We start from the raw sequence: 21478 nt of genomic DNA on the forward strand, positions 1-21478 counted from the left end.
CCTTTTTATAATAGCGCTGCAAATATATGAATTTAATTCCATATACATTTTGTTACCTGCTGGAAAATTAGTATTTTTGCATCGTTTTTGTGAATATATAAATAAACATTATAATGGATATTTCTTACAAATGGCTTAAAGAATATGTTGACTTTGAATTGACGCCACAGCAAACAGCGGACGCGCTGACCTCATGTGGTCTCGAAGTCGGTTCATTGGAAGAGGTTCAAAGTATTAAAGGTGGTCTTCAGGGACTTTATGTTGGTAAAGTCTTGACTTGTGAACCCCATCCAAATTCAGATCATTTGCATGTCACTACTGTAGACTTAGGTAAGGGTGAAGCGCAGCAGATCGTTTGTGGAGCACCCAACGTAGCGGCTGGTCAGAAGGTTATCGTGGCCGATTTGGGTTGCGTGTTGTATGATGGTGAAGAGAGTTTCACGATCAAGAAAAGCAAACTTCGTGGCGTAGACAGCTATGGTATGATTTGCGCGGAGGACGAAATCGGTGTGGGTACCGACCATGCCGGTATCATTGTATTGCCCGAGGACGCCGTAGTGGGTATGCCTGCCGCTGAATATTATCACTTGGAAAGCGATTGGATACTTGAAATAGACATCACGGCTAACCGTGCCGACGCATTGAGTCACTATGGCGTAGCCCGTGATTTATATGCTTGGCTCAAGCAGAATGGTTATGAGACGAGCTTGCATCGTCCTGATTGTTCGGCTTTTACGGTGGATAATAACGATTTGCCGATAGAGGTTGAGATAGAGAATACGGAAGCCTGCAAGCGTTATGCGTGTGTCAGCATTACGGATTGTGAAGTAAAAGAAAGTCCTGAATGGTTGCAAAATAAGCTGCGTGTAATTGGTTTGCGTCCTATTAACAACATCGTTGACATAACCAATTATGTTATGATGGCTTACGGTCAGCCCATGCACTGCTTCGACGCTGATATGGTGGAGGGCCATAAAATCGTTGTACGCACCCAGCCCGAGGGCACCAAGTTCGTTACTTTGGATGGTGAGGAGCATGAGTTGGGAACGCATGACTTGAGCATTTGCAATGCGAGTGAGCCCATGTGTATTGCCGGAGTATTCGGTGGAAAGGGTAGCGGAACCTACGAAACGACAAGGAATGTTGTGCTTGAGAGTGCTTATTTCCATCCTACATGGATTCGTAAGAGTGCCCGTCGCCATGGATTGTCTACCGATTCATCTTTCAGATTTGAGCGTGGTATCGATCCTAATGGGCAAATTTATGCGTTGAAGCAGGCTGCTATTCTTTGTAAAGAGTTGGCCGGAGGCAAGATAAGCATGGAAATCAAGGATGTATATCCTACAAAGATGGACGACTTTGCCGTTTCTTTGAAATACGATTATGTTTATACGCTCATAGGAAAGGAAATCGGTAAGGAGACGATTAAGAACATCGTAACCAGTTTGGAAATGAAAATTGTTTCCGAAACGGATACTGCTTTGGAACTCCTTGTGCCGGCTTACCGTGTTGATGTGCAGCGTCCGTGCGATGTGATAGAGGATATTCTGCGCATATATGGATATAATAATGTGGAGATTCCTACCCAATTAAAGAGCTCCTTGACAGTTCAGGGTGAGGAAGACCATATTTATAAGTTGCAAAACATCATCAGCGAGCAGCTTGTAGGTAGTGGATTTAATGAGATTCTGAATAATTCTCTTTCTAAATCGGCCTATTATACCAACTTTGATTTGAACACCTATCCTGAGAGTTCTACGGTGAAAGTGATGAATCCGCTTAGCGCTGATTTGGGCATTATGCGCCAAAGTATTCTCTTCGGTGGCTTGGAGAGCATTGTACGTAACGCTAATCGCAAGAATCCTAACTTGAAATTCTTTGAGTTTGGTAATACTTATGCGTTCCATGAGGATAAGTGGACGGCTGAAGAACCTATTAGAGGCTATAGTCAGGAGAATCATTTGGGCTTGTGGGTTACCGGTAAGCGAGTTACCGGAAGTTGGGCTCATCCTGATGAGGAAAGCAGTTTTTATGAGTTGAAAGCCCATACGGAGAATATCTTTGCACGTGTTGGACTTTCACCCGATATGCTGATCGTCTCGGATAACGATAATAATATCTTCTCAAAATCTATACGGTTTGAGACGAAAGGTGGTAAAGTGTTAGCCGAACTTGGTATTTTGGACGTGTCTATCCGCAAGTCGTTTGATATAGAAAAGGACGTTTACTTTGCTGACATCAATTGGTCAGCTTTGACAAAAGCCATTCGTAAGCATGAGGTGACATTCACTGAAATAACGAAATTCCCGTCTGTCAGCCGAGACTTGGCCCTGCTGGTAGATAAGAGTGTTACATTCAAGCAAATAGAGGATATTGCCCGACAGTCTGAAAAGAAACTATTGAAGAAGGTTGAGCTTTTTGATGTCTACGAGGGTAAGAATCTTCCGGACGGCAAAAAGAGTTATGCCGTGAACTTTATCTTGCAAGATGAGCAGAAAACGCTTAACGATAAGCAGATAGAAGCTATTATGAAGAAACTGATTGCCAATCTTACAAGTAAATTGGATGCACAGTTGAGATAGTAGTATTGATAAGAATAAAATAATAAACGATAACTAATAAAACATTATTCCAATGGGAAGAGCATTTGAATATCGTAAAGCTGCAAAGCTGAAAAGATGGGGGCACATGGCCCGTACATTCACGAAATTAGGTAAACAGATTGCTATTGCTGTGAAAGCCGGTGGCCCTGAACCGGAAAATAATCCCACACTTCGTGCGTTGATAGCTAACTGTAGGCGTGAGAATATGCCGAAGGATAATATTGAGCGTGCCATCAAGAATGCGATGGGTAAGGACCAAAGCGAATATAAGGAGGTAACTTATGAAGGCTATGGTCCTCATGGTGTTGCGGTTTTTGTTGACACGCTGACAGATAACACTACCCGTACTGTGGGTGATGTTCGCTCTGTTTTCAATAAGTTCAATGGTAACATGGGTACAACCGGTAGCTTGTCATTCCTCTTCGATCATAAGAGTGTGTTCACTTTTAAGAAAAAGGACGGACTTGATATGGACGAGTTGATTCTTGATCTCATTGACTACGGTGTAGAAGATGAATTTGATGAGGACGAGGAAGCCGGAGAAGTAACTATCTATGGCGACCCCAAGAGCTTTGGAGACATTCAGAAGCACCTTGAGGCTGAGGGCTTTGAAGTGACCGGTGCTGAGTTTACTTATATCCCAAATGATTTGAAGGATGTTACGGCTGAAGAGCGTGAGACGATTGATAAGATGGTTGAGCGTTTAGAAGAGTTTGATGATGTTCAAACTGTATATACAAATATGAAGCCGGCAGAAGAAGCAGAATAATCTTTATTCACGCTAAAATAAAGTAAGCGGGATGTCTAATCAAAATGAAATAGACATCCCGCTTATTGTTTGCTTATGTGTGTGAGAGTGATAATAGTTGTCAGTTTTCAAGAAACTTCCCCTGCATTGACTTTAGTCTAATAGGGTAGAAGATCTTACTCTTGACAATGTTTCCGGAGTCATTTGTAGGTAGCTGGCTATATATACCAATGGAGCCCGCAAGACAACTTGCGGCATTAGCTTGCACATTTTCCGATAACGGTCTTGTGCAGTTTCAAATCTGACAAGATCAGCATGTACTTGCGAAAGAATCAAACTTTCTTCCAAAATCTTTCTATACAGTATTTGTATATTGACATTGTGCAGCGCCACGCTTTCCAATTCCTTTTTAGGAAGCGCGTAAATGATGGAAGGTTCAATGGCTTCAACCTGCAATTTGGAGGGTTCTTCTTTGAAAAGACTCTCTATGCACATGAATATAGTATGGTTTTCTCCTAAATGCTCTGTTACTTCTTTTTCATTCTTGAAATAGAACTGACGAACAAGGCCCTTATCAACATAGTAAATGCTATCACAAATATCTCCTTCTTTCAGGATAATCTGCCCCTTATTATATTTTCTCGGTACAAGAATATTCTCAAGTAAGTCCAACTCCTCATGGGTCATTGTACTATACTTTCGAGCAAGTTCTCGTGCAACATCTCTTGTTGTATTGACAAGTTCTTTCATTTTTCCTTTCCTTTATGGAGTTAATATAATCAAGTTAAATAAATAAAGTTTGTGATTGTGAAGTGGAAATTTAATCCAATTTCAGCACAGCTAAGAAGGCTTTTTGCGGTACTTGAACATTTCCAACTTGCTTCATTCTTTTCTTTCCTTGCTTCTGTTTCTCCAAAAGCTTTCTCTTACGGCTGACATCGCCACCATAGCATTTAGCTGTGACATCCTTACGGACTTGCTTTACAGTTTCTCGAGCGATGATTTTTGCGCCAATAGCAGCTTGTATGGCAATATCAAATTGCTGTCTGGGAATCAGTTCTTTCAGCTTTTCGCACATTCTTCGACCAAATGTAACGGCATTGCTATCATGAGTAAGTGTTGACAAAGCGTCAACAGGTTCTCCATTTAGCAGTATATCCAGCTTCGCAAGTTTGGATGGTCTGAATGAATCAATGTGGTAATCGAATGAAGCATAGCCTTTGGATATGCTCTTGAGTTTGTCGTAAAAGTCAATCACAATTTCACCCAAAGGAATCATAAAGTGAAGTTCCACTCTGTTTCCACTGACATACTCTTGATTGATCAGCTCACCTCGCTTATCAAGGCATAGCTTCATGATAGGCCCGATATATGTACTTGATGTGATGATAGAAGCCTTGATGTAGGGTTCTTCAATATGGTCTATCATCGTTGGTTCAGGCAATCCGGATGGATTATGTACTTCCTTTGAGTTTCCTTGTTTGTCATAAACCATGTAGGAAACGTTAGGAACGGTTGTAATAACATCCATGTTGAATTCTCGGTCCAATCGTTCTTGGATGATTTCCATGTGCAAAAGTCCTAAGAAACCACAACGGAAGCCGAAGCCTAAGGCAATGGAGCTCTCCGGACTGAATGTAAGTGAGGCATCATTCAGTTGAAGTTTCTCCAATGAGGTCCTTAAGTTCTCATAGTCATTAGGGTCGATAGGGTAGACACCGGCAAAGACCATAGGCTTTACTTCCATAAAACCTGATATGGCAGTTTTGCATGGGTTGGCCACGGAAGTTACGGTATCACCCACTTTAACTTCAGTGGCGGTCTTTATACCACTTATAATGTAGCCTACTTCTCCGGTAGTAAGTTCACTCTTGGGAACCATATCCATCTTTAATGCTCCTACCTCATCGGCTACATATTCCATATCAGTATTGAAGAACTTAACCTTTTCTCCCTTTTTAATAGTTCCATTTATGACTTTACACAACACGATAATGCCGCGGAAACTATTAAAAATTGAATCGAAAATAAGTGCTTGAGCAGGTGCTTCTTTATCACCTACGGGGTGGGGAATGCGAGAAACAACAGCTTCCAAAATGTCTTCTACACCTTCGCCGGTCTTACCGGATGCACGGATAATATCTTTGCGATCACATCCTATTAAATCAATGATTTCATCCTCAACTTCATCAGGCATGGCATTTGGCATGTCTATCTTGTTGATTACCGGGATGATTTCCAAATCATGCTCAATGGCCATATAGAGGTTAGAAATCGTCTGTGCTTGCACTCCTTGTGTAGCGTCTACCACCAAGAGCGCCCCTTCACAAGCAGCGATACTTCGAGAAACTTCATACGAGAAATCCACATGTCCCGGTGTGTCAATCAAGTTGAGGACATACTTTTCATTGTCATGGGCCGTATATTCCATTTGAATGGCATGGCTCTTAATAGTAATTCCTCGTTCACGCTCCAAGTCCATGTTGTCAAGCATTTGGCCTTCCGTGATTTGGATGGTCTTTGTATGTTCTAGTAATCTATCAGCCAAAGTTGATTTTCCGTGGTCGATGTGGGCTATAATACAAAAATTTCTTATATGATTCATTGGTTATCTTCTTTAAATTGCAAAGTTAATTAAATTAATTGATTTGCTTCCTTGATGTATGATAATTTTCTTTGAATAGTTGGCAGATAATCAAAATAGTGATAACTTTGCCTACAAATAATTGAATATGAATAAATATCTGTTTATATTAGCTTCATGCTTGTTTCTATCTTCGTGTGGACATGAGAGTTTAGAAGAACGAGCTGAAAGAGAAGCAAAGGAGTTTACGCAAAAGTATTGCCCAACCCCTGTTTCAAATTTTACACGTACCGATAGCGTTATTTTTAATAAAAACACGCGTACCTATACTTATTATTGTTCGTTTTCAGATAGGTTTGATGATAAAAAGGTTATTGATCAAAATTATCAGAAGATAAAAGAGGGATTGGCAAAAGGGATTAGTGACAATACAAGTTTGAGGGTTTATAAGGATGCGGGATTTAATTTCCAATACATTTGTCATTCTACGAAAAATCCAAAAGAAACTCTTTTTAAAGCAATATATACTAAGAAAGAGTATAATAAATAACCAAGGGGCCAATCACATGACGTGTTTGGCCCCTTAATAGTTGCTCTATTGCAAGCTGAAACCAGCCTTTTTACTTTGTATATAGGTATCTTTTGATACTCTTTTTCGGAGTCTTTTCAAACTCTTCATCATGAATGCGTATAGCACTTAGCTTACAATAAGCCGGTAAAGTTGCATTCAAGTCTTGTCGGTTTTGTTCCATGACATTGTTGAGGTCGTCTTGGTTGAGTCCCATAGCTTTCGCTTCATCGAAATCGGGGAAGACTAAACCTACTAATTTCTCATTCTCTTGAATGACAAGGCTCTCTACTACCATAGGCATAGAGTTGAGTTGGTCTTCTATTTCCTCTGGATAGATATTCTGTCCGCTGGCTCCTAAAAGCATGTTTTTAGAGCGGCCTTTGATAAATACGTTACCATTTTCATCCATAGTACCTAAGTCTCCGGTGTGATACCAGCCTTCAGCGTCAAGCGTTTGTCTTGTGGCTTCCTCGTTTTTATAGTAACCTAACATCACGTTGATGCCTCTTGCGAGAATTTCACCCGGCACATTTTGTGGGTCAGGGCTGTCTATTTTCACTTCCATGTGGACCACAGCCTTGCCACAGCTACCCGGTACGAAGTCTTTATAGTCGGCATAGCAAATAATTGGTGCACATTCCGTAGCTCCATAACCCACTGTATATTTAAACTTCATGCCATGAAGGAATTTTTCCACTTCTTGATTGAAGGCAGCTCCACCGATAATAACTTCATAGAATTCACCGCCGAACGCATTAGATACTTGGTCGCAAATCTTTTCCCTAACCTTCTTATTGACAACGGGCATATTCAACAAAATCTTCATCTTGTTGTTCTGAATCTTCGGGAAAACCTTTTTCTTGATGATTTTTTCAATAACGAGTGGCACTGCGATAATAACCTTTGGCTTTACCTCCGCAAAGGCTTGTGCAATGATGGCAGGACTCGGTACACGCGTCAAATAGAAGATATGGCAACCGGAAAGGAATTCAAAGATAAATTCAAAAGACATGCCATACATGTGGGCCATAGGAAGAATGCTGATTACTCTGTCCCCTTTATGTAGGTGAGCTCCTAAGACCTGATTTGCAAAGTCGGCATTACTCCAAATTGCACGATAGGGAATCATAACACCCTTTGAGAAACCTGTGGTTCCACTTGTGTAATTGATGAGTGCCAACTCATTAGGAGATTCTTCTATATAGTACTTCACATGCTCTTTGCGGAAATACTTGGGATATTTCTTACCGAATATTTCATTGAGGTGCTCACGGGCATAGGTAAGTTTGTCTGTTCGTGAAACTACCAATGAATAGTCGGGGATATAAATAATACCTTCCAAACCTAACATCTTGGTGGGGTCAACCTGAGTGGCAACCACGTCACCCACAAATAAGAGCTTAGCCTCACTGTGGTTCACGATATTGTGTATTTGCTCCGCCGTGAATTCATGAAGAATAGGTACAGCTACGGCACCATAGGTCAAAGTTGCCAAGAAGGCTACTGCCCAACTTGCGCTGTTACGCCCGCAGAGAGCTATCTTATCACCTTTTACGACCCCACTGTTTTCAAACATGATGTGGAGTTTCTCTATTTTACGTGCTACATCATGATACTGAAGAGTTGCACCTTTGAAATCTGTTAATGCATCAAGCTCCCAATTGTCAATAATGGATTTCTGTATTAACTCATTAAAACTAGGTACATTTTCCATAATCAATTATTTTAAGTTATATGTTGTATATTCTTATTATCACTTATTTTTTAGATTGGTAGAGATAGCGCTTAATACTCTTCTTAGGCGTTTTCTCAAATTCCTTGTCATGGATTCGTATCGCTGACAGCTGTGCAAAATGGGGCAGAAGTTGATTTAAGTCCAAACGATTTTGCTCCATAATCTCAGTTAAATCATTCTCATTGAGTTCTAAAGAGTCTACTTCGTCGTGGTCGGGATAAACTAATCCAACGAGCTTTTCGCCTTCTTGAATTACCAAACTTTCGCTTACCATTGTCATTGAGTTCAGTTTGTCCTCTATTTCCTCGGGATAAATGTTCTGACCATTAGAGCCTAATAGCATATTCTTAATACGGCCTCTGATAAATACATGCCCGTCTTCACTCATCATACCCAAGTCACCCGTGTGGAACCAACCTGCTTCATCGATTACAGCTTTAGTAGCTTCCTCATTTTTATAGTAGCCTAACATAACATTGGTTCCCTTGGTAATAACCTCGCCTTCTTTACTTTCAGGATTATTTTCGTCATGAATCCTCACCTCCATATTCAAGGCAGGAGTTCCGCAGCTACCCGCAACGAAATCTCTCCAGTCGCTATAAGTAATCATAGGAGCGGTTTCCGTCGTTCCATATCCCATGGTAATAGGGAAGCCTATGTCGGTAAGAAATTTCTCTATCTCCTTATTCAAGGGTGCTCCACCCACCATAATCTCATAGATTTTTCCACCAAACTCTGCTTTGACCATGTTAACAAGATGTTCTTTTAGCTTCTTGTTAAGCACGGGAATGTTGAGCAGGAATTTAACCCTATGGGTTTGGAAAATAGGGAATATCTTTTTTCTGATAATCTTTTCAACTATCAGTGGCACAGAAACCAATATCGCAGGCTTTATCTCTGTGCATGCTTCCGCAATAAAGGAAGGACTAGGCAAGCGAGTTAAGAAATAGATATGGTTACCAAAACAGAATTCAAAGAGGAATTCTACGAGCAACCCATACATGTGGGCCATGGGCAGAATAGACAGTACATTTCTATTATCTTTGTCTAATTTGCTACCAATGACTTGTGTAATATAATCCACATTACTGACTAAAGCCCTATAGGGTATCATGACACCCTTTGAGTATCCGGTTGTGCCACTGGTATAATTAATCATGGCCAGCTCCTCATTCGCATCCCTATGGTAGCTCACGTGCTCCTTTCTAAAGTACTTGGGATATTTTTGTCCGAATATTTCATTCAGGTGCTCTCGGGCATAAGTCAACTTGTCAGTACGATGTGCAATGATAGAAAAATCAGGAAGATAGACAATACCACCTAACTCCGGCATACTATCAAAATCTATTTGAGGTGCGGCGAAGTCACCAACAAAAAGCAGCTTTGACTCGGAGTGATTAACTATGTTGTACACTTGCTCGGGTGTAAACTCATGTTGTATGGGAACAACCACGGCGCCGTAAGTTACAGTAGCCAAAAAAGCAACAGCCCAATGTGAACTGTTCCTGCCAAATAATGCTATCTTGTCTCCCTTACCGATTCCGCTTTCTTCAAATAAAATATGTAATTTTTCTATTTTGCGGGCAACGTCGTGGTATTGTAAAGTTACACCCTTGTAATCAGTAAGCGCATCTTTGTCCCAATTGTTTAAAATACTTTGTTCTATATAAGAGTTAAAGCTGGGTAATGATTTCATTGCACAATCTTCAAATTTATGTGCAAAGGTAGCATGTTATTTGCGCAAATCCAAAAGTTTTGTGCAGAAAAATACGAAATCATTACAATATACAAAGCCACGCAAAAGCCGATTGTTCGGTTTGCGACATTGGTTGTCCTAAAAATACCTATGCGGCTTTACTCGTAGCGCATGCTCTTAGACGGGTGGATATGGGATATAAGATAACTTGGCGCTATGAGCACAAAGACACTTATAAATAAGGTGGCGATGTTGAGAAGAATTATCAATGCCCAATCGATTTCCACGGGAACAACGTTCACATAATAAATGGAGGGGTCGAGTTTTATGACCCCCAACAGCTTTTGAATAACCACCAATCCTAAACCTATCAGATTACCAATCAGCAATCCTTTACCTATAATAAATGCACTGAACCACAAGAAAGTATGGCGTATGGTGCTGTTTCTCGCTCCCAGCGCCTTAAGTAGTCCTATCATGGTGGTCCGTTCAAGAATGATAATCAGCAAACCGGAAATCATGGTGACACCGGCGACGGCTATCATGAGGGCCAAGATAATCCAAACATTTAAATCAAGGAGATCGAGCCATGAGAAAATTTGTGGGCTAATCTCTTGTATTGTCTTGGAACTATAAGTCTCGCCATATTTGTCAATGGTCCTATTGACATTCTTGATAATATAATCTTCCGACCTATTAAGTTGGTTAAAATCGTGTACGGTCAGTTCTGCTCCACTGGCTTGGTCGCTTTCCCATCCGTTAAGTTTCACTGCACTATACAAGTCGGTGAAGCAAATGGCCTGATCATATTGCGACAAGTTTGTCTCATAAATACCGGCAATTGTAAAGCGACGTGTCTTAACACCTGCGTTCATATCGATGAAATAGGCAAAAATCTTCTGTCCTACAGCCAATCGCAGTTTGTCGGCCATTATCTTAGACACCAAAATTTGATTGCCGGATTTGGCGTCGGAGAATTTAGGAATAGAGCCGGCTTTCAGGTTCGCATGGATAAACGCGGTGTCATATTCTTGGCCGATACCTTTAAAGATGACGCCAAGAAAATCATTATCAGTCTTCAGAATACCTTGTTTTGTCGCAAATCTCTGCACATGTTTCACCCCCGGAACCTTTTTCAAGACCCGCAACATGGAGTCGCCCATTTGTATAGGATAAGATTCTGAGGTCTGTAAGGTCATGAAATCCGCCACCTGTATATGGCTGCCAAAGCCCATTACCTTGTTTCTGATGGAATGTTTGAATCCCAACACAACGCATATAGATACAATCATCACGGCCAATCCTATTGCCACACCGGCTGTGGCAATTCGGATGGCCGGTCGTGATACTTTCTTCTTGTCGCTTTGTTCTTTGAACAGCCGTTGGGCAATAAACAGGGGGAAATTCATAAATTAATCTTCGTCAACACGACCGGGATAGGCTTCAAGGGCTTTTCTTAAAACAATCAATGCCCGTTCCAAATCTTCTTTTTTCAACACATAGGCGATGCGCACCTGATTACGACCGGCGCCGGGTGTAGTGTAGAAGCCTGAGGCTGGGGCCATCATCACGGTTTCACCTTCATAGCTGAAGCTGGTCAGACACCATTTGCAAAACTCCTCGGCGTCGTCTACCGGCAATTTCGCTACCGTGTAAAAGGCTCCCATGGGGATAGGAGAGTAGACACCGTGTATTCTGTTCAGTCCGTCTATGAGACATTTTCTGCGTTCTACATACTCGTCATATACGTCACGATAGTATTCTTCGGGCGCATTGAGCGACGCTTCAGCCACAATCTGACCGATAAGAGGAGGTGAAAGGCGGGCTTGACAGAACTTCATCACGGCCTTTCTGATTTGTTCATTCTTAGTTATGAGGGCGCCAATCCTTATTCCGCACTCGGAATATCTTTTTGATACAGAGTCGATCAGTACTACATTTTGCTCTATTCCTTCCAAGTGGCAGGCCGAGATGTAAGGGCTTCCCGTATAGATATACTCCCGATAAACCTCGTCGGAGAACAAATAAAGGTCGTATTTCTTAACAAGATCCTTTATTTGGTTCATCTCCCGGCGGGTATAAAGGTAGCCAGTGGGGTTGTTGGGGTTACATATCATGATAGCCCGTGTACGTTCATTGATGAGCTCTTCAAACTTTTCTACCTTAGGCAGTGAGAAACCTTCGTCTATGGTCGTGGCAATGGTCTTGATCTTTGCCCCCGCACTGATGGCAAAAGCCATGTAGTTGGCATAAGCCGGTTCGGGAACGATAATTTCATCGCCGGGATTCAAGCAACTCATGAAGGCAAACAGCACGGCCTCACTACCACCCGCGGTGATAATGATGTCATCGGCTGTCACGTGAATGTCGTATTTTTTATAATAATCTACTAATTTTTGACGGTAGCTCAGATAGCCTTGGCTTGGCGAATATTCCAATACCGATCGGTCTATATTCTTGAGCGCATCCAATCCGCATTGGGGAGTGGGAAGGTCAGGTTGGCCTATGTTAAGATGATAAACTTTGAGACCTTGTTTCTTAGCGTCCACAGCCAGTGGCGCTAACTTTCTGATTGGGGACTCAGGCATCTCTATACCACGTACTGATATTTCGGGCATTGTCTTATAATCTTATTGTTTCTTTCCTCGCAAAAGTAGTAAAAATCGCTGTATTAATCGCATGAATGGGAAAGTTTTAACGCAAATCCCCGTGATTATTGATTTCGTGTGGAAAAACAATGGGCTTTTCGCCATTCTTACATAGGTTAATTGGTGAAAGATAGGAGTGTGAGAGTAATATGCTGAAAACATTTTACAAAAGTCTTCTGATGGTTGCGTTATTTGAAAATAAAAACAATCCGTACCAGAAAAAGCCTACTTTTTGAATTGTTTATAAATAAATGATAATCAATATAATAACTTATTTTGTTAAATGGATAGGACATTTGTTTATAGTCCATAGCTATGTTTTCAGCTCCCGAAAGTAGCTTTTTAGTGGCGTCGTAAGGCCAATAAGAGGCGTTGAAAGTGGCTCTTTGACATGTAGAAAGCGTCACTTTCATTGGATTTTGAATAACATATTGTTTGGGGAAACGACCAAAAGCAGGAAGTCATTTTCTAAATGCTCACATTTCATGAACACTTTTTTCGGATATATTTTTTGACAAATTTGCAGTTATTTCAGGATGGAAATAAAAACTGTAAATCAGAATTTGTAGTTTGTCTTTTTATTGATGAGGGCATGAACATCATGGTGTGGAAGGACGGACAGTAGGGATGCGATCATTTGTTTTTAAAAATATGAATTCCGATGGGGATTATTTTTGCGTTTAAAATATAATTGGTAATTTTGCGATATAAATAAACAATTAAGACAAATATAAATGAGAAGTAGAACAAGTTCTTGGTTTGAAACCAAGATTCGCTATGAGAAGATGATGGAAGATGGCTCTCAAAAGATGGTCACCGAGCAATATGTGGTTGACGCTTTGAGCTTTACAGAGGCCGAGAACGCGATTATAGAGGAAATGTCGGTCTATATTTCGGGCGATTTCAAGGTGCGTGACATCAAGATGGCCGGCTATGGTGAAATCTTCTTTAGCGACGCTGACACCGATGATAAATGGTATAAGGCCAAACTGCAGTTTATTACTATAGACGAAAAAACGGAGAAAGAAAAGCGGTCAACCGTCACTTATTTGGTGCAGGCCGGTAGCTTGCCCGTTGCGGTAAAGCATATTGACGAGGTAATGGGTGGCACCATGATTGATTATGTTATCAGTGCCATTCAGGAAACACAGGTCATGGACGTGTTTGAACATAAGTCGGCTGCTCAGAAAAAGGAGAAAAATGACGTTCCCGAGTACGAGGAAGCTGAGCAACAAGGTTAATATTTAAAGAAACAATGATAGACATAGCTTCCAATCTTTCGCGGGTTTTACGGGATATTCCTCAAGGAACCAAACTGGTGGCTGTCAGCAAGTTTCATCCGACAGCTTATATACAAGCGGCTTACGAAGTAGGGCAAAGAGTCTTTGGGGAAAGCCGTGAGCAGGAATTGCGCCAAAAAGTAGAGGCACTTCCCAAGGATATTGAATGGCATTTCATCGGTCATTTACAGACCAATAAGGTGAAATACATTGTACCTTATATATCTATGATTGAGTCGGTGGATAGTTTGAAACTTCTGCAAGAGATTGACAGGCAGGCCGCAAAGTGTGATAAGATCATCAAGGTGTTGCTGGAAGTGAAAGTGGCTCGTGAGGAAACAAAGTCCGGACTGACCATGGAAGCTTGTCGGGAACTTTTGAAAGAGGGAAGCTGGAGGTCATTGGAGCATGTTTCTATTTGCGGTTTGATGACGATAGCTTCCTATGTGGATGACGATGAGCAGGTAGGCGCTGAGTTTGCAGCGGCCGACTCTTTCTTCGAAGAAGTGAAGCAACAATACTTTGCTGACGCAGATTTTTTTTGTGAAAGGTCGTGGGGTATGAGCCATGATTATAAGGTTGCGCTTGCTCACGGTTCTACCATTGTAAGAGTGGGAACGTCTATTTTTGGGGAGCGGGTTTATTAATACCGTTCCCTCATGGCGCTGCTGACGCCCCATGGTCTTTAAAAAGATACTTATAAAAGTAAAGAATAGGCCCTTTTACTTGCCGAGGTGTTGATTCTCAAGCAGTAAAAGGGCCATTTGTATAGTTTTATAATTAGTTTCTATCTAAACAGCTATGAATTGCTGTGTGTCACTCGGTTCCACCTTATAAATATAGAAAGCATAGCATAAGACCGCTATTGCTATAAGGCATAAAATAGCGAAGAAAATGTTGCTGATGACTTTACGGCGGTGGCGCAAGGACAATCCCCACTGTTTCTGCCTCTCTTCTTCAGACATGTGATGATGATGGCGGTGGTGGTGATGTGTATGATGTTCACTGTTCATAAGCCTTAGAATTTAAAGTCTACTTCAACATCAATCATGTTATAGTCGGGCTTTGCGAGCGACCTATCGTTGACACGGGCGTATTCTACGTTAATCAGGAAATTGGGATGGAACACATAATCCGCGCCCACTTCATAGAAAGTCTTTGACGTTGACCACTCGGCTGTGGGGCGGTAAATGTCGTAGCGGGCTTTGACATGTAATTTCTTCTGAATGATTGGAGCAATTACAACGGCGTAATAGCCATCAGCTTTTTCACGCGTAGCACTGAGTGCACAGTTCTTGCTGTTATCATCGTTGGTGTTGGTGATGGTAGTTGAAAACATCTTACCGGTAGAATGGATGTATTCAGAACGGAAAGTCCAATCGTTGGTAATATATTCTCCACTAATAGCATATCGGTGCTGGGGAAGGGAACGTACGCCGGAATGATCCGTTCCATCAGCTTCTTTCCATTTTCCCTTGCGGGCAATGGAGCCTTCCCAGCCAAACATACCAAGGCGGAGACCTTTTATTGGCATGACCCAAACGCCGCCGATAATATCCTTACGTTGGTCTACGTCTTTCGTGTTGATACCTTGCCCGTTGAAAACACCTACCTGATAATGGAGCAAGTTGCGGCCCGAGGCATTGGGAAGAATATCGCCTTGTAATTGAACACCTATGTCACGACCGTTGCTCGGGTGAGCTCCCGTGCGGTCACTGAATCCTGCCAACTTCTGAACATTTTGAGAATAGCTCATAAAACCTTGGGTAATAGGGTGGAGAGGATTCTCAAATGAGAAAGGACGTTTGAACTGACCAATCTTAACTCTGATGGCAGTGTAGCGTTGCCACTCGGCAAACAAGTCGACAACACGTGGGCTGCTTCCCAATGTCGATGTGTTTCCATTGAGCTGTACTTGGGCTTTCCAATAGAAATCTTCTTTGATTCTGCCTTCTAGTGACAAGCGTAACATACGCAGGTTGAAGGTGTTTGACTTAGCGTTTTCCTGACTGCTGTATTGATATTGGGTCATACCGTAGCCTGAAAGCTTGATGTTGTTAAACCAAGAGTTTTGTTTTTCTTGTGCCTCAGTTGTCAATGATACGGCAATCAAGGCTATTAAAATACCTTTTTTCATAGTTTATATTTTGATTATTTTTGTTCCAATAACACGACGTTTTCCACATGTGGCGTATGGGGGAACATATCTACGGGTTGTACTTTGATGACATTGTATTTCTCATCGAGCAGTGCCAAGTCACGAGCTTGCGTGGCAGGGTTGCAGCTTACGTACACAATTCGGCGTGGAGCGGCGTTAAGTATGACCTTGACAACGTCAGGGTGCATGCCGGCACGGGGAGGATCGGTGATAATGACTTCGGGTCTGCCATGCTCAGCGATGAAGTCATCGGTAAGAATGTCTTTCATGTCGCCGGCATAGAAGAGTGTGTTGGAGATTCCATTTATCCGGCTGTTCACCTTTGCATCTTCTATAGCGTCTTCCACATACTCAATTCCGATAACCTGCTTAGCGCCCTTCGCCACAAAATTAGCAATGGTTCCGGTACCGGTGTAGAGGTCATAGACAAGCTCATTACCGGTAAGTCCCGCAAAATCTCGGGCTACGCTGTATAATTGATAGGCTTGTTCGGTGTTGGTTTGGTAGAAGCTCTTGACGCCTACTTTGAAGCTAAGACCTTCCATCTTTTCATAGATGAAGTCTTTGCCTCTATAGGTTTGGATTTCTAAATCATTAAAGGTGTCGTTACCTTTTTGATTATTAACGTACAGAAGCGATGTAATTTGAGGGAAACGGTCGGCCACCCGTTGCATCAATTCAAGACTCTGCTGCTCGTCTTCGGGTTTGTCATAGTGGAATTGCACCAAAACCATCCATTCAGTGGTGTTGCTGTTCCTTATCATAATATCACGGAGCAGTCCATGTTGCTCCCTAATATCATAAAAGGTCATACCCATTTGGTTGGCCGTTTCAAAAATAAAGTTTCTTATATCATTGTGCAAATTGTCCATAAGGTGGCATTTGCTGATGGGATAAATCTTGTCAAAGGCGCCTTTAATGTGAAAACCGATGGCATTATTTGCCTTTATGTCATCACGAAAATGCGCACCTTCATCGCTTTTTGGGGGCATGTCTCCTAGTTCCTCACGTGTGAACCAGCGTTTGTTACTGCACCCAAATTCTATTTTATTCCTATATTCATATTGCTTAACCGATCCCATGATGGGACTGATAGGAGGTAGTTGGACTTTGGCTATTCGTGTAAGCTGGTCTTCAACTTGCTTTTCTTTGGCTTTAAGCTGTTCCTCATAAGGTAATATTTGCCAAGCACAGCCACCGCATACGCCGAAGTGTTGGCAGGGAGGAGTGGCTCGAGTGTCGCTTAACTTCTTGTACTGAAGGACCGTAGCCTCGCAATAGTGATGTTTCTTCTTGACGACTTGTAAATCAACAATATCGCCGGGAACGGTATAAGGTACAAAAACAACCATGTCATTAACTCGTGCGAGTGACTTGCCTTCGGCTGCAATATCAGTGATTACTATATCTTCAAAAATAGGAAGGGGCTTCTTTTTTCGTGTCATAGATAAATAAAATTTATGTACAAAAATACGAAAAATACGCTAATAGCTTAGTTTTTGGCCCTAACTTTTTAATTCTGTGTACGCAAACATAGGTAAATGTAATCTCGACTTTGCAATTTTTGAATTAAAAGTTTGCCTATCTGTGGGAAAACATATATATTTGCATCATAAAAAGTTGAGTAATATATACGATTAAAATCTATTATGACAGAAAAAAGGGTATACACCTTTGGCAATGGAAAAGCTGAAGGTAATGCGCAGATGCGTGAGCAGTTAGGTGGCAAAGGTGCCAATCTGGCTGAAATGAATTTAATAGGAGTGCCTGTTCCCCCCGGCTTTACTATCACTACAGACTGCTGTAATGAATATTACAAAATTGGTCAAGAAAAAATTATCAGTGTTCTTCAAGATGAGGTAAATGCCGCTGTTGCGCACATTGAAACCTTGATGAATTCTAAGTTTGGTGATACAACCAATCCGCTTTTGGTAAGTGTTCGTTCGGGTGCACGTGCTTCTATGCCCGGTATGATGGATACAATCTTGAACTTGGGTCTTAATGACGAAGTGGCTGAAGGTATGGTTGCAAAGACCAATAATCCTCATTTCGTTTATGATTCATATCGCCGTTTTGTTCAAATGTATGGTGATGTGGTTTTGGAAATGAAGCCCGAAAACAAGGAAGACATTGATCCTTTTGAAGAAATCATTGAGACAGTAAAAGCAGAGCGTGGTATTAAACTTGACAAGGACCTTAGCGTAGATGAATTGAAGAAACTGGTTCGTCTGTTTAAGGAAGCCATCAAGGAGCGTACAGGTAAAGACTTCCCTAATGATCCTATCGAGCAGTTGTGGGGAGCTATCTGCGCGGTATTCCGTAGCTGGATGAACGACCGTGCCATTCTTTATAGAAAGATGGAAGGCATACCCGATGAATGGGGTACAGCTGTATCCGTAATGGCAATGGTGTTCGGTAACATGGGTGAGACTTCGGCGACCGGAGTATGCTTCAGCCGTGACGCCGGTAATGGAGAAAACCTCTTTAATGGTGAATATCTTGTAAACGCTCAAGGTGAGGACGTTGTTGCCGGTACTCGTACGCCACAGCAGATTACGAAAGTCGGTTCGGTAAGATGGGCCGAGAGAGCCGGTATTCCGGAGGAAGAGCGTGTAAGTAAATATCCTTCAATGGAAGAGGCTATGCCTGAAATTTTTGCGCAGTTGAATGATATTCAAGATAAACTTGAGCACCATTACCATGATATGCAGGATATGGAATTTACCGTTCAGGAAGGAAAACTTTGGTTTCTGCAAACTCGTAATGGCAAACGTACCGGCTCCGCAATGGTTAAAATAGCCATTGACCTTCTGCATGAAGGCATGATAGATGAGAAAACTGCCATCCAACGCTGCGAACCCAACAAACTTGATGAGCTTCTCCACCCGGTATTTGACAAATTAGAATTGCAGAAGGCACATGTGATAACACAGGGACTTCCTGCTTCGCCCGGTGCAGCGAGTGGTCAGATTGTATTCCACGCTGATGATGCGCAGGATTGGCATGCTGACGGTCATAAGGTTATCTTGGTAAGAATCGAGACTTCTCCCGAGGATTTGGCCGGTATGTCTGCCGCTGAAGGCATTTTGACAGCACGAGGTGGTATGACGTCTCACGCAGCTGTTGTTGCCCGTGGTATGGGTAAGTGCTGTGTATCAGGTGCAGGTGCGATCAATGTAAATTATAAGGAAAAAACTGTAGAGATTGATGGCCACTTATATAAAGAAGGTGACTATATTTCTTTGAATGGTTCTACAGGTCAGGTTTATTCGGGTGAAGTTCCAACTAAGGCTGCTGAGTTGAGCGGCGACTTCAAGGAATTGATGGATCTTTGCGATAAATATACGAAGCTGCAAGTTCGTACAAACGCAGATACTCCTCATGATGCAAGGGTTGCAAGGGCATTTGGTGCCAAAGGTATTGGTTTGACACGAACAGAGCACATGTTCTTTGACGATAAGAAGATTATCGCCATGCGTGAGATGATTCTCTCCGATACGCCGGAAGGACGGGAGAAAGCGCTAAATAAACTCTTGCCTTATCAGAAAGCAGACTTCAAGGGTATCTTGGAAGCTATGGACGGTCTGCCGGTAAATATCCGCTTACTCGATCCTCCTTTGCATGAATTTGTTCCTCATGATTTGGCCGGACAACAAGTGATGGCTGACGAAATGGGCGTAGATTTAGCGACAATTCAGCGCCGTGTAGCCTCTTTGGCTGAGAACAATCCTATGTTGGGTCATCGTGGTTGCCGCTTGGGTATCACTTTCCCCGAGATTACAGCAATGCAGACAAGAGCTATTATCAGCGCAGCTTGTGAATTGAAGAAGGAAGGCAAGAATCCTAAACCGGAAATCATGGTACCTCTTATCGGTACTGTAGCAGAGTTCCGCCAGCAAAAGGCTGTTATCTTGAAGAGTGCTAGAAGAACATTTGATGAATATGGCTTTAAGCTCGAGTTTGAAATTGGTACAATGATTGAAATTCCAAGAGCAGCGTTGACCGCGGATTTGATAGCTTCGGAAGCTCAATATTTCTCTTTTGGAACCAATGACTTGACACAGATGACATTTGGTTATTCACGTGATGACATCGCTTCTTTCTTGCCGGCTTATTTGGATAAGAAGATTTTGAAGGTGGATCCGTTCCAAGTTCTTGATCAGGAAGGTGTTGGCCAGCTTATCAAGATGGCTGTAGAAAAGGGACATAACGTTCGTCCTAATATACGCACCGGTATCTGTGGTGAGCATGGTGGCGAGCCCAGCTCTGTTAAATTCTGTGCGAAGTTGGGTATGAACTATGCTTCATGTTCTCCTTTCCGTGTGCCAATCGCTCGTTTGGCAGCTGCTCAGGAAGCTGTAGAAAAATAATTTAGCAGATTATAATAGAACAAAGGGGTGAGACTTATAAAGTCTTGCCTCTTTTCTTTTGGTGCAAAACAAAATAATGATAAAGTAGCTGTGAAGGTGTTAAAACAACTTCTCGACTAAATCACGTGCAAACTAAAAGGGATTGTGAATGTTTTTCTTTGGTTATAAGTAAAGAAAAATAGGAGGGATAGGGATATAAAAAAATTGATTGTCTCACGACAACCAATCTTTATTAACCTTAATAATCTAATACCATGAAAAACACGTCACAAAGTTATTAATTAAATTTGAATACGCAAAGCTTTGTGGGTGTTTAATGAAAGTATTAAACATTAATTAAAAGTTTTGAGATTCCATTTAACAATCCTTTGTTGTTTTGTGGAGTTGTCAGCCTTTTCTTTCCCTATAGGATCTGTTTGATAGATAGTCAGGTTTTCGCTACTTACGTCCAATGAAAGCCATATCATTGTAGCTTCTTGTGGAATCGGGGCATGATTTGCATACGTATGACTATTATTGGATGTGGCTGAATGGCTGTGTAGAAAGTCTGTTCGGATAGGCAACGTATCCCATTGCTGTTTGTAAAAGGCTATTTGACTTTCTTTCATGTCTGTCCCGTATGTCTTTATTACACATAGAATACTGTCACCTGCCGCATAAGGTAGTCGTTTTATTTCGATAGAAGAACTTTGTGATAGCTGTACGCGGATAAAATCAGAGGTTAGCGTGTCCAGCTTACTCTCGCCATGGAGCTTGTTAGTGACCGTAGTGTTTACATGCAGACTTTCATAATCAAGAAATTGAAGTCGTAAGTTCTTATCGAGATAGGGGATTATAGAGTCGGGCATTGACAACCAAATATCCTTCATATTAGCAGATACACAAGGAGCTGTTGTAAACAAGGCAAGTATTAAGAGTGACAGAAGTCTATTCATAAATCAAATTATTTATATTATAATGCAAATGTAAGTATTTTTTCGATAACTGTCAAAAATATTCTTTTACGACTTTTGTAGACAATTGCAAAGAAGCATATTAGTATTCTGATTTGGGGAGAAAATAGGGCTCTCCTTTATATTATAAGG

The 21478-nt window shown here is 41.7% G+C and carries 16 protein-coding genes; 6 read left to right on the plus strand and 10 right to left on the minus strand.

Translation table 11 applies throughout. The annotated features are described in order from the left end of the window. Positions 1 to 113 precede the first annotated feature (113 nt). Positions 114 to 2582, plus strand: a complete 2469-nt coding sequence (gene pheT, locus VIR50_RS06380; protein WP_331934301.1) for a phenylalanine--tRNA ligase subunit beta — start codon at positions 114 to 116, stop codon at positions 2580 to 2582. 52 nt (positions 2583 to 2634) lie between these two features. Beyond that, positions 2635 to 3372, plus strand: a complete 738-nt coding sequence (locus tag VIR50_RS06385) for a YebC/PmpR family DNA-binding transcriptional regulator (RefSeq protein WP_331934302.1) — start codon at positions 2635 to 2637, stop codon at positions 3370 to 3372. Between the two features lie 132 nt (positions 3373 to 3504). Here VIR50_RS06385 and VIR50_RS06390 read toward each other — a convergent pair whose 3' ends face one another. After that, positions 3505 to 4101 carry a Crp/Fnr family transcriptional regulator gene (locus VIR50_RS06390; RefSeq protein WP_331934303.1) on the minus strand — a complete coding sequence of 199 codons (597 nt, stop codon included), beginning with the start codon at positions 4099 to 4101 and terminating at the stop codon, positions 3505 to 3507. 70 nt (positions 4102 to 4171) lie between these two features. Continuing rightward, the gene (gene lepA / locus VIR50_RS06395; RefSeq protein ID WP_331934304.1) at positions 4172 to 5956 is read right to left on the minus strand and encodes a translation elongation factor 4; all 1785 of its coding nucleotides are present in this window, start codon (positions 5954 to 5956) and stop codon (positions 4172 to 4174) included. A 127-nt stretch (positions 5957 to 6083) separates the two neighbouring features. Here lepA and VIR50_RS06400 point away from each other — a divergent pair, with 127 nt between their 5' ends. Continuing rightward, entirely contained in the window at positions 6084 to 6485 is a 402-nt protein-coding gene (locus VIR50_RS06400; RefSeq protein WP_331934305.1) for a hypothetical protein, read from the plus strand. 70 nt (positions 6486 to 6555) lie between these two features. Here VIR50_RS06400 and VIR50_RS06405 read toward each other — a convergent pair whose 3' ends face one another. The 4 genes from VIR50_RS06405 to VIR50_RS06420 form a co-directional block, all read right to left on the minus strand. After that, the gene (locus VIR50_RS06405) at positions 6556 to 8220 is read right to left on the minus strand and encodes an AMP-binding protein (RefSeq protein WP_331934306.1); all 1665 of its coding nucleotides are present in this window, start codon (positions 8218 to 8220) and stop codon (positions 6556 to 6558) included. Between the two features lie 43 nt (positions 8221 to 8263). Beyond that, positions 8264 to 9937: an AMP-binding protein gene (locus VIR50_RS06410; RefSeq protein WP_331934307.1), complete on the minus strand. Its 1674-nt coding sequence runs from the start codon at positions 9935 to 9937 to the stop codon at positions 8264 to 8266. Between the two features lie 158 nt (positions 9938 to 10095). Further along, on the minus strand, positions 10096 to 11346 hold the full coding sequence (locus VIR50_RS06415) for an ABC transporter permease (RefSeq protein WP_331934308.1): 1251 nt from the start codon (positions 11344 to 11346) through the stop codon (positions 10096 to 10098). Positions 11347 to 11349: 3 nt separating this feature from the next. Beyond that, entirely contained in the window at positions 11350 to 12555 is a 1206-nt protein-coding gene (locus tag VIR50_RS06420) for a pyridoxal phosphate-dependent aminotransferase (protein ID WP_331934309.1), read from the minus strand. Positions 12556 to 13319: 764 nt separating this feature from the next. Between VIR50_RS06420 and VIR50_RS06425 the strand changes: the two genes are divergently transcribed. Beyond that, positions 13320 to 13826: a DUF4494 domain-containing protein gene (locus tag VIR50_RS06425; RefSeq protein ID WP_331934310.1), complete on the plus strand. Its 507-nt coding sequence runs from the start codon at positions 13320 to 13322 to the stop codon at positions 13824 to 13826. Between the two features lie 14 nt (positions 13827 to 13840). Continuing rightward, a complete protein-coding gene (locus VIR50_RS06430; RefSeq protein ID WP_331934311.1) occupies positions 13841 to 14512 on the plus strand; it encodes a YggS family pyridoxal phosphate-dependent enzyme in 672 nt (223 codons plus the stop codon). Positions 14513 to 14656: 144 nt separating this feature from the next. On the opposite strand, the gene VIR50_RS06435 is transcribed toward VIR50_RS06430, so the two are convergent. Genes VIR50_RS06435 through rlmD form a run of 3 tightly spaced genes read right to left on the minus strand, consistent with a single transcriptional unit; the run spans position 14657 to position 17468 of the window. Then, the gene (locus VIR50_RS06435) at positions 14657 to 14878 is read right to left on the minus strand and encodes a hypothetical protein (protein ID WP_331934312.1); all 222 of its coding nucleotides are present in this window, start codon (positions 14876 to 14878) and stop codon (positions 14657 to 14659) included. Positions 14879 to 14883: 5 nt separating this feature from the next. Further along, a complete protein-coding gene (locus VIR50_RS06440) occupies positions 14884 to 16002 on the minus strand; it encodes a porin (RefSeq protein WP_331934313.1) in 1119 nt (372 codons plus the stop codon). 14 nt (positions 16003 to 16016) lie between these two features. Then, entirely contained in the window at positions 16017 to 17468 is a 1452-nt protein-coding gene (gene rlmD / locus VIR50_RS06445; protein WP_331934314.1) for a 23S rRNA (uracil(1939)-C(5))-methyltransferase RlmD, read from the minus strand. A gap of 204 nt (positions 17469 to 17672) precedes the next feature. On the opposite strand from rlmD, the gene ppdK reads away from it, so the two are divergent. After that, positions 17673 to 20393: a pyruvate, phosphate dikinase gene (gene ppdK, locus VIR50_RS06450; protein ID WP_331934315.1), complete on the plus strand. Its 2721-nt coding sequence runs from the start codon at positions 17673 to 17675 to the stop codon at positions 20391 to 20393. Positions 20394 to 20725: 332 nt separating this feature from the next. On the opposite strand, the gene VIR50_RS06455 is transcribed toward ppdK, so the two are convergent. Further along, complete coding sequence (locus VIR50_RS06455; protein WP_331934316.1) at positions 20726 to 21328, minus strand: DUF3256 family protein; 603 nt, start codon at positions 21326 to 21328, stop codon at positions 20726 to 20728. Positions 21329 to 21478: the final 150 nt, after the last annotated feature.

The sequence above is a fragment of the Prevotella sp. genome (genome assembly GCF_036570325.1).
Classification (GTDB): Bacteria; Bacteroidota; Bacteroidia; order Bacteroidales; family Bacteroidaceae; genus Prevotella.

Excerpts from the sequence above, each read along its gene's own strand:
- pheT (WP_331934301.1), top strand. The coding sequence starts at position 114 with ATGGATATTTCTTACAAATGGCTTAAAGAATATGTTGACTTTGAATTG.
- VIR50_RS06385 (WP_331934302.1), top strand. The coding sequence starts at position 2,635 with ATGGGAAGAGCATTTGAATATCGTAAAGCTGCAAAGCTGAAAAGATGG.
- VIR50_RS06390 (WP_331934303.1), bottom strand. The coding sequence starts at position 4,101 with ATGAAAGAACTTGTCAATACAACAAGAGATGTTGCACGAGAACTTGCT.
- lepA (WP_331934304.1), bottom strand. The coding sequence starts at position 5,956 with ATGAATCATATAAGAAATTTTTGTATTATAGCCCACATCGACCACGGA.
- VIR50_RS06400 (WP_331934305.1), top strand. The coding sequence starts at position 6,084 with ATGAATAAATATCTGTTTATATTAGCTTCATGCTTGTTTCTATCTTCG.
- VIR50_RS06405 (WP_331934306.1), bottom strand. The coding sequence starts at position 8,220 with ATGGAAAATGTACCTAGTTTTAATGAGTTAATACAGAAATCCATTATT.
- VIR50_RS06410 (WP_331934307.1), bottom strand. The coding sequence starts at position 9,937 with ATGAAATCATTACCCAGCTTTAACTCTTATATAGAACAAAGTATTTTA.
- VIR50_RS06415 (WP_331934308.1), bottom strand. The coding sequence starts at position 11,346 with ATGAATTTCCCCCTGTTTATTGCCCAACGGCTGTTCAAAGAACAAAGC.
- VIR50_RS06420 (WP_331934309.1), bottom strand. The coding sequence starts at position 12,555 with ATGCCCGAAATATCAGTACGTGGTATAGAGATGCCTGAGTCCCCAATC.
- VIR50_RS06425 (WP_331934310.1), top strand. The coding sequence starts at position 13,320 with ATGAGAAGTAGAACAAGTTCTTGGTTTGAAACCAAGATTCGCTATGAG.
- VIR50_RS06430 (WP_331934311.1), top strand. The coding sequence starts at position 13,841 with ATGATAGACATAGCTTCCAATCTTTCGCGGGTTTTACGGGATATTCCT.
- VIR50_RS06435 (WP_331934312.1), bottom strand. The coding sequence starts at position 14,878 with ATGAACAGTGAACATCATACACATCACCACCACCGCCATCATCATCAC.
- VIR50_RS06440 (WP_331934313.1), bottom strand. The coding sequence starts at position 16,002 with ATGAAAAAAGGTATTTTAATAGCCTTGATTGCCGTATCATTGACAACT.
- rlmD (WP_331934314.1), bottom strand. The coding sequence starts at position 17,468 with ATGACACGAAAAAAGAAGCCCCTTCCTATTTTTGAAGATATAGTAATC.
- ppdK (WP_331934315.1), top strand. The coding sequence starts at position 17,673 with ATGACAGAAAAAAGGGTATACACCTTTGGCAATGGAAAAGCTGAAGGT.
- VIR50_RS06455 (WP_331934316.1), bottom strand. The coding sequence starts at position 21,328 with ATGAATAGACTTCTGTCACTCTTAATACTTGCCTTGTTTACAACAGCT.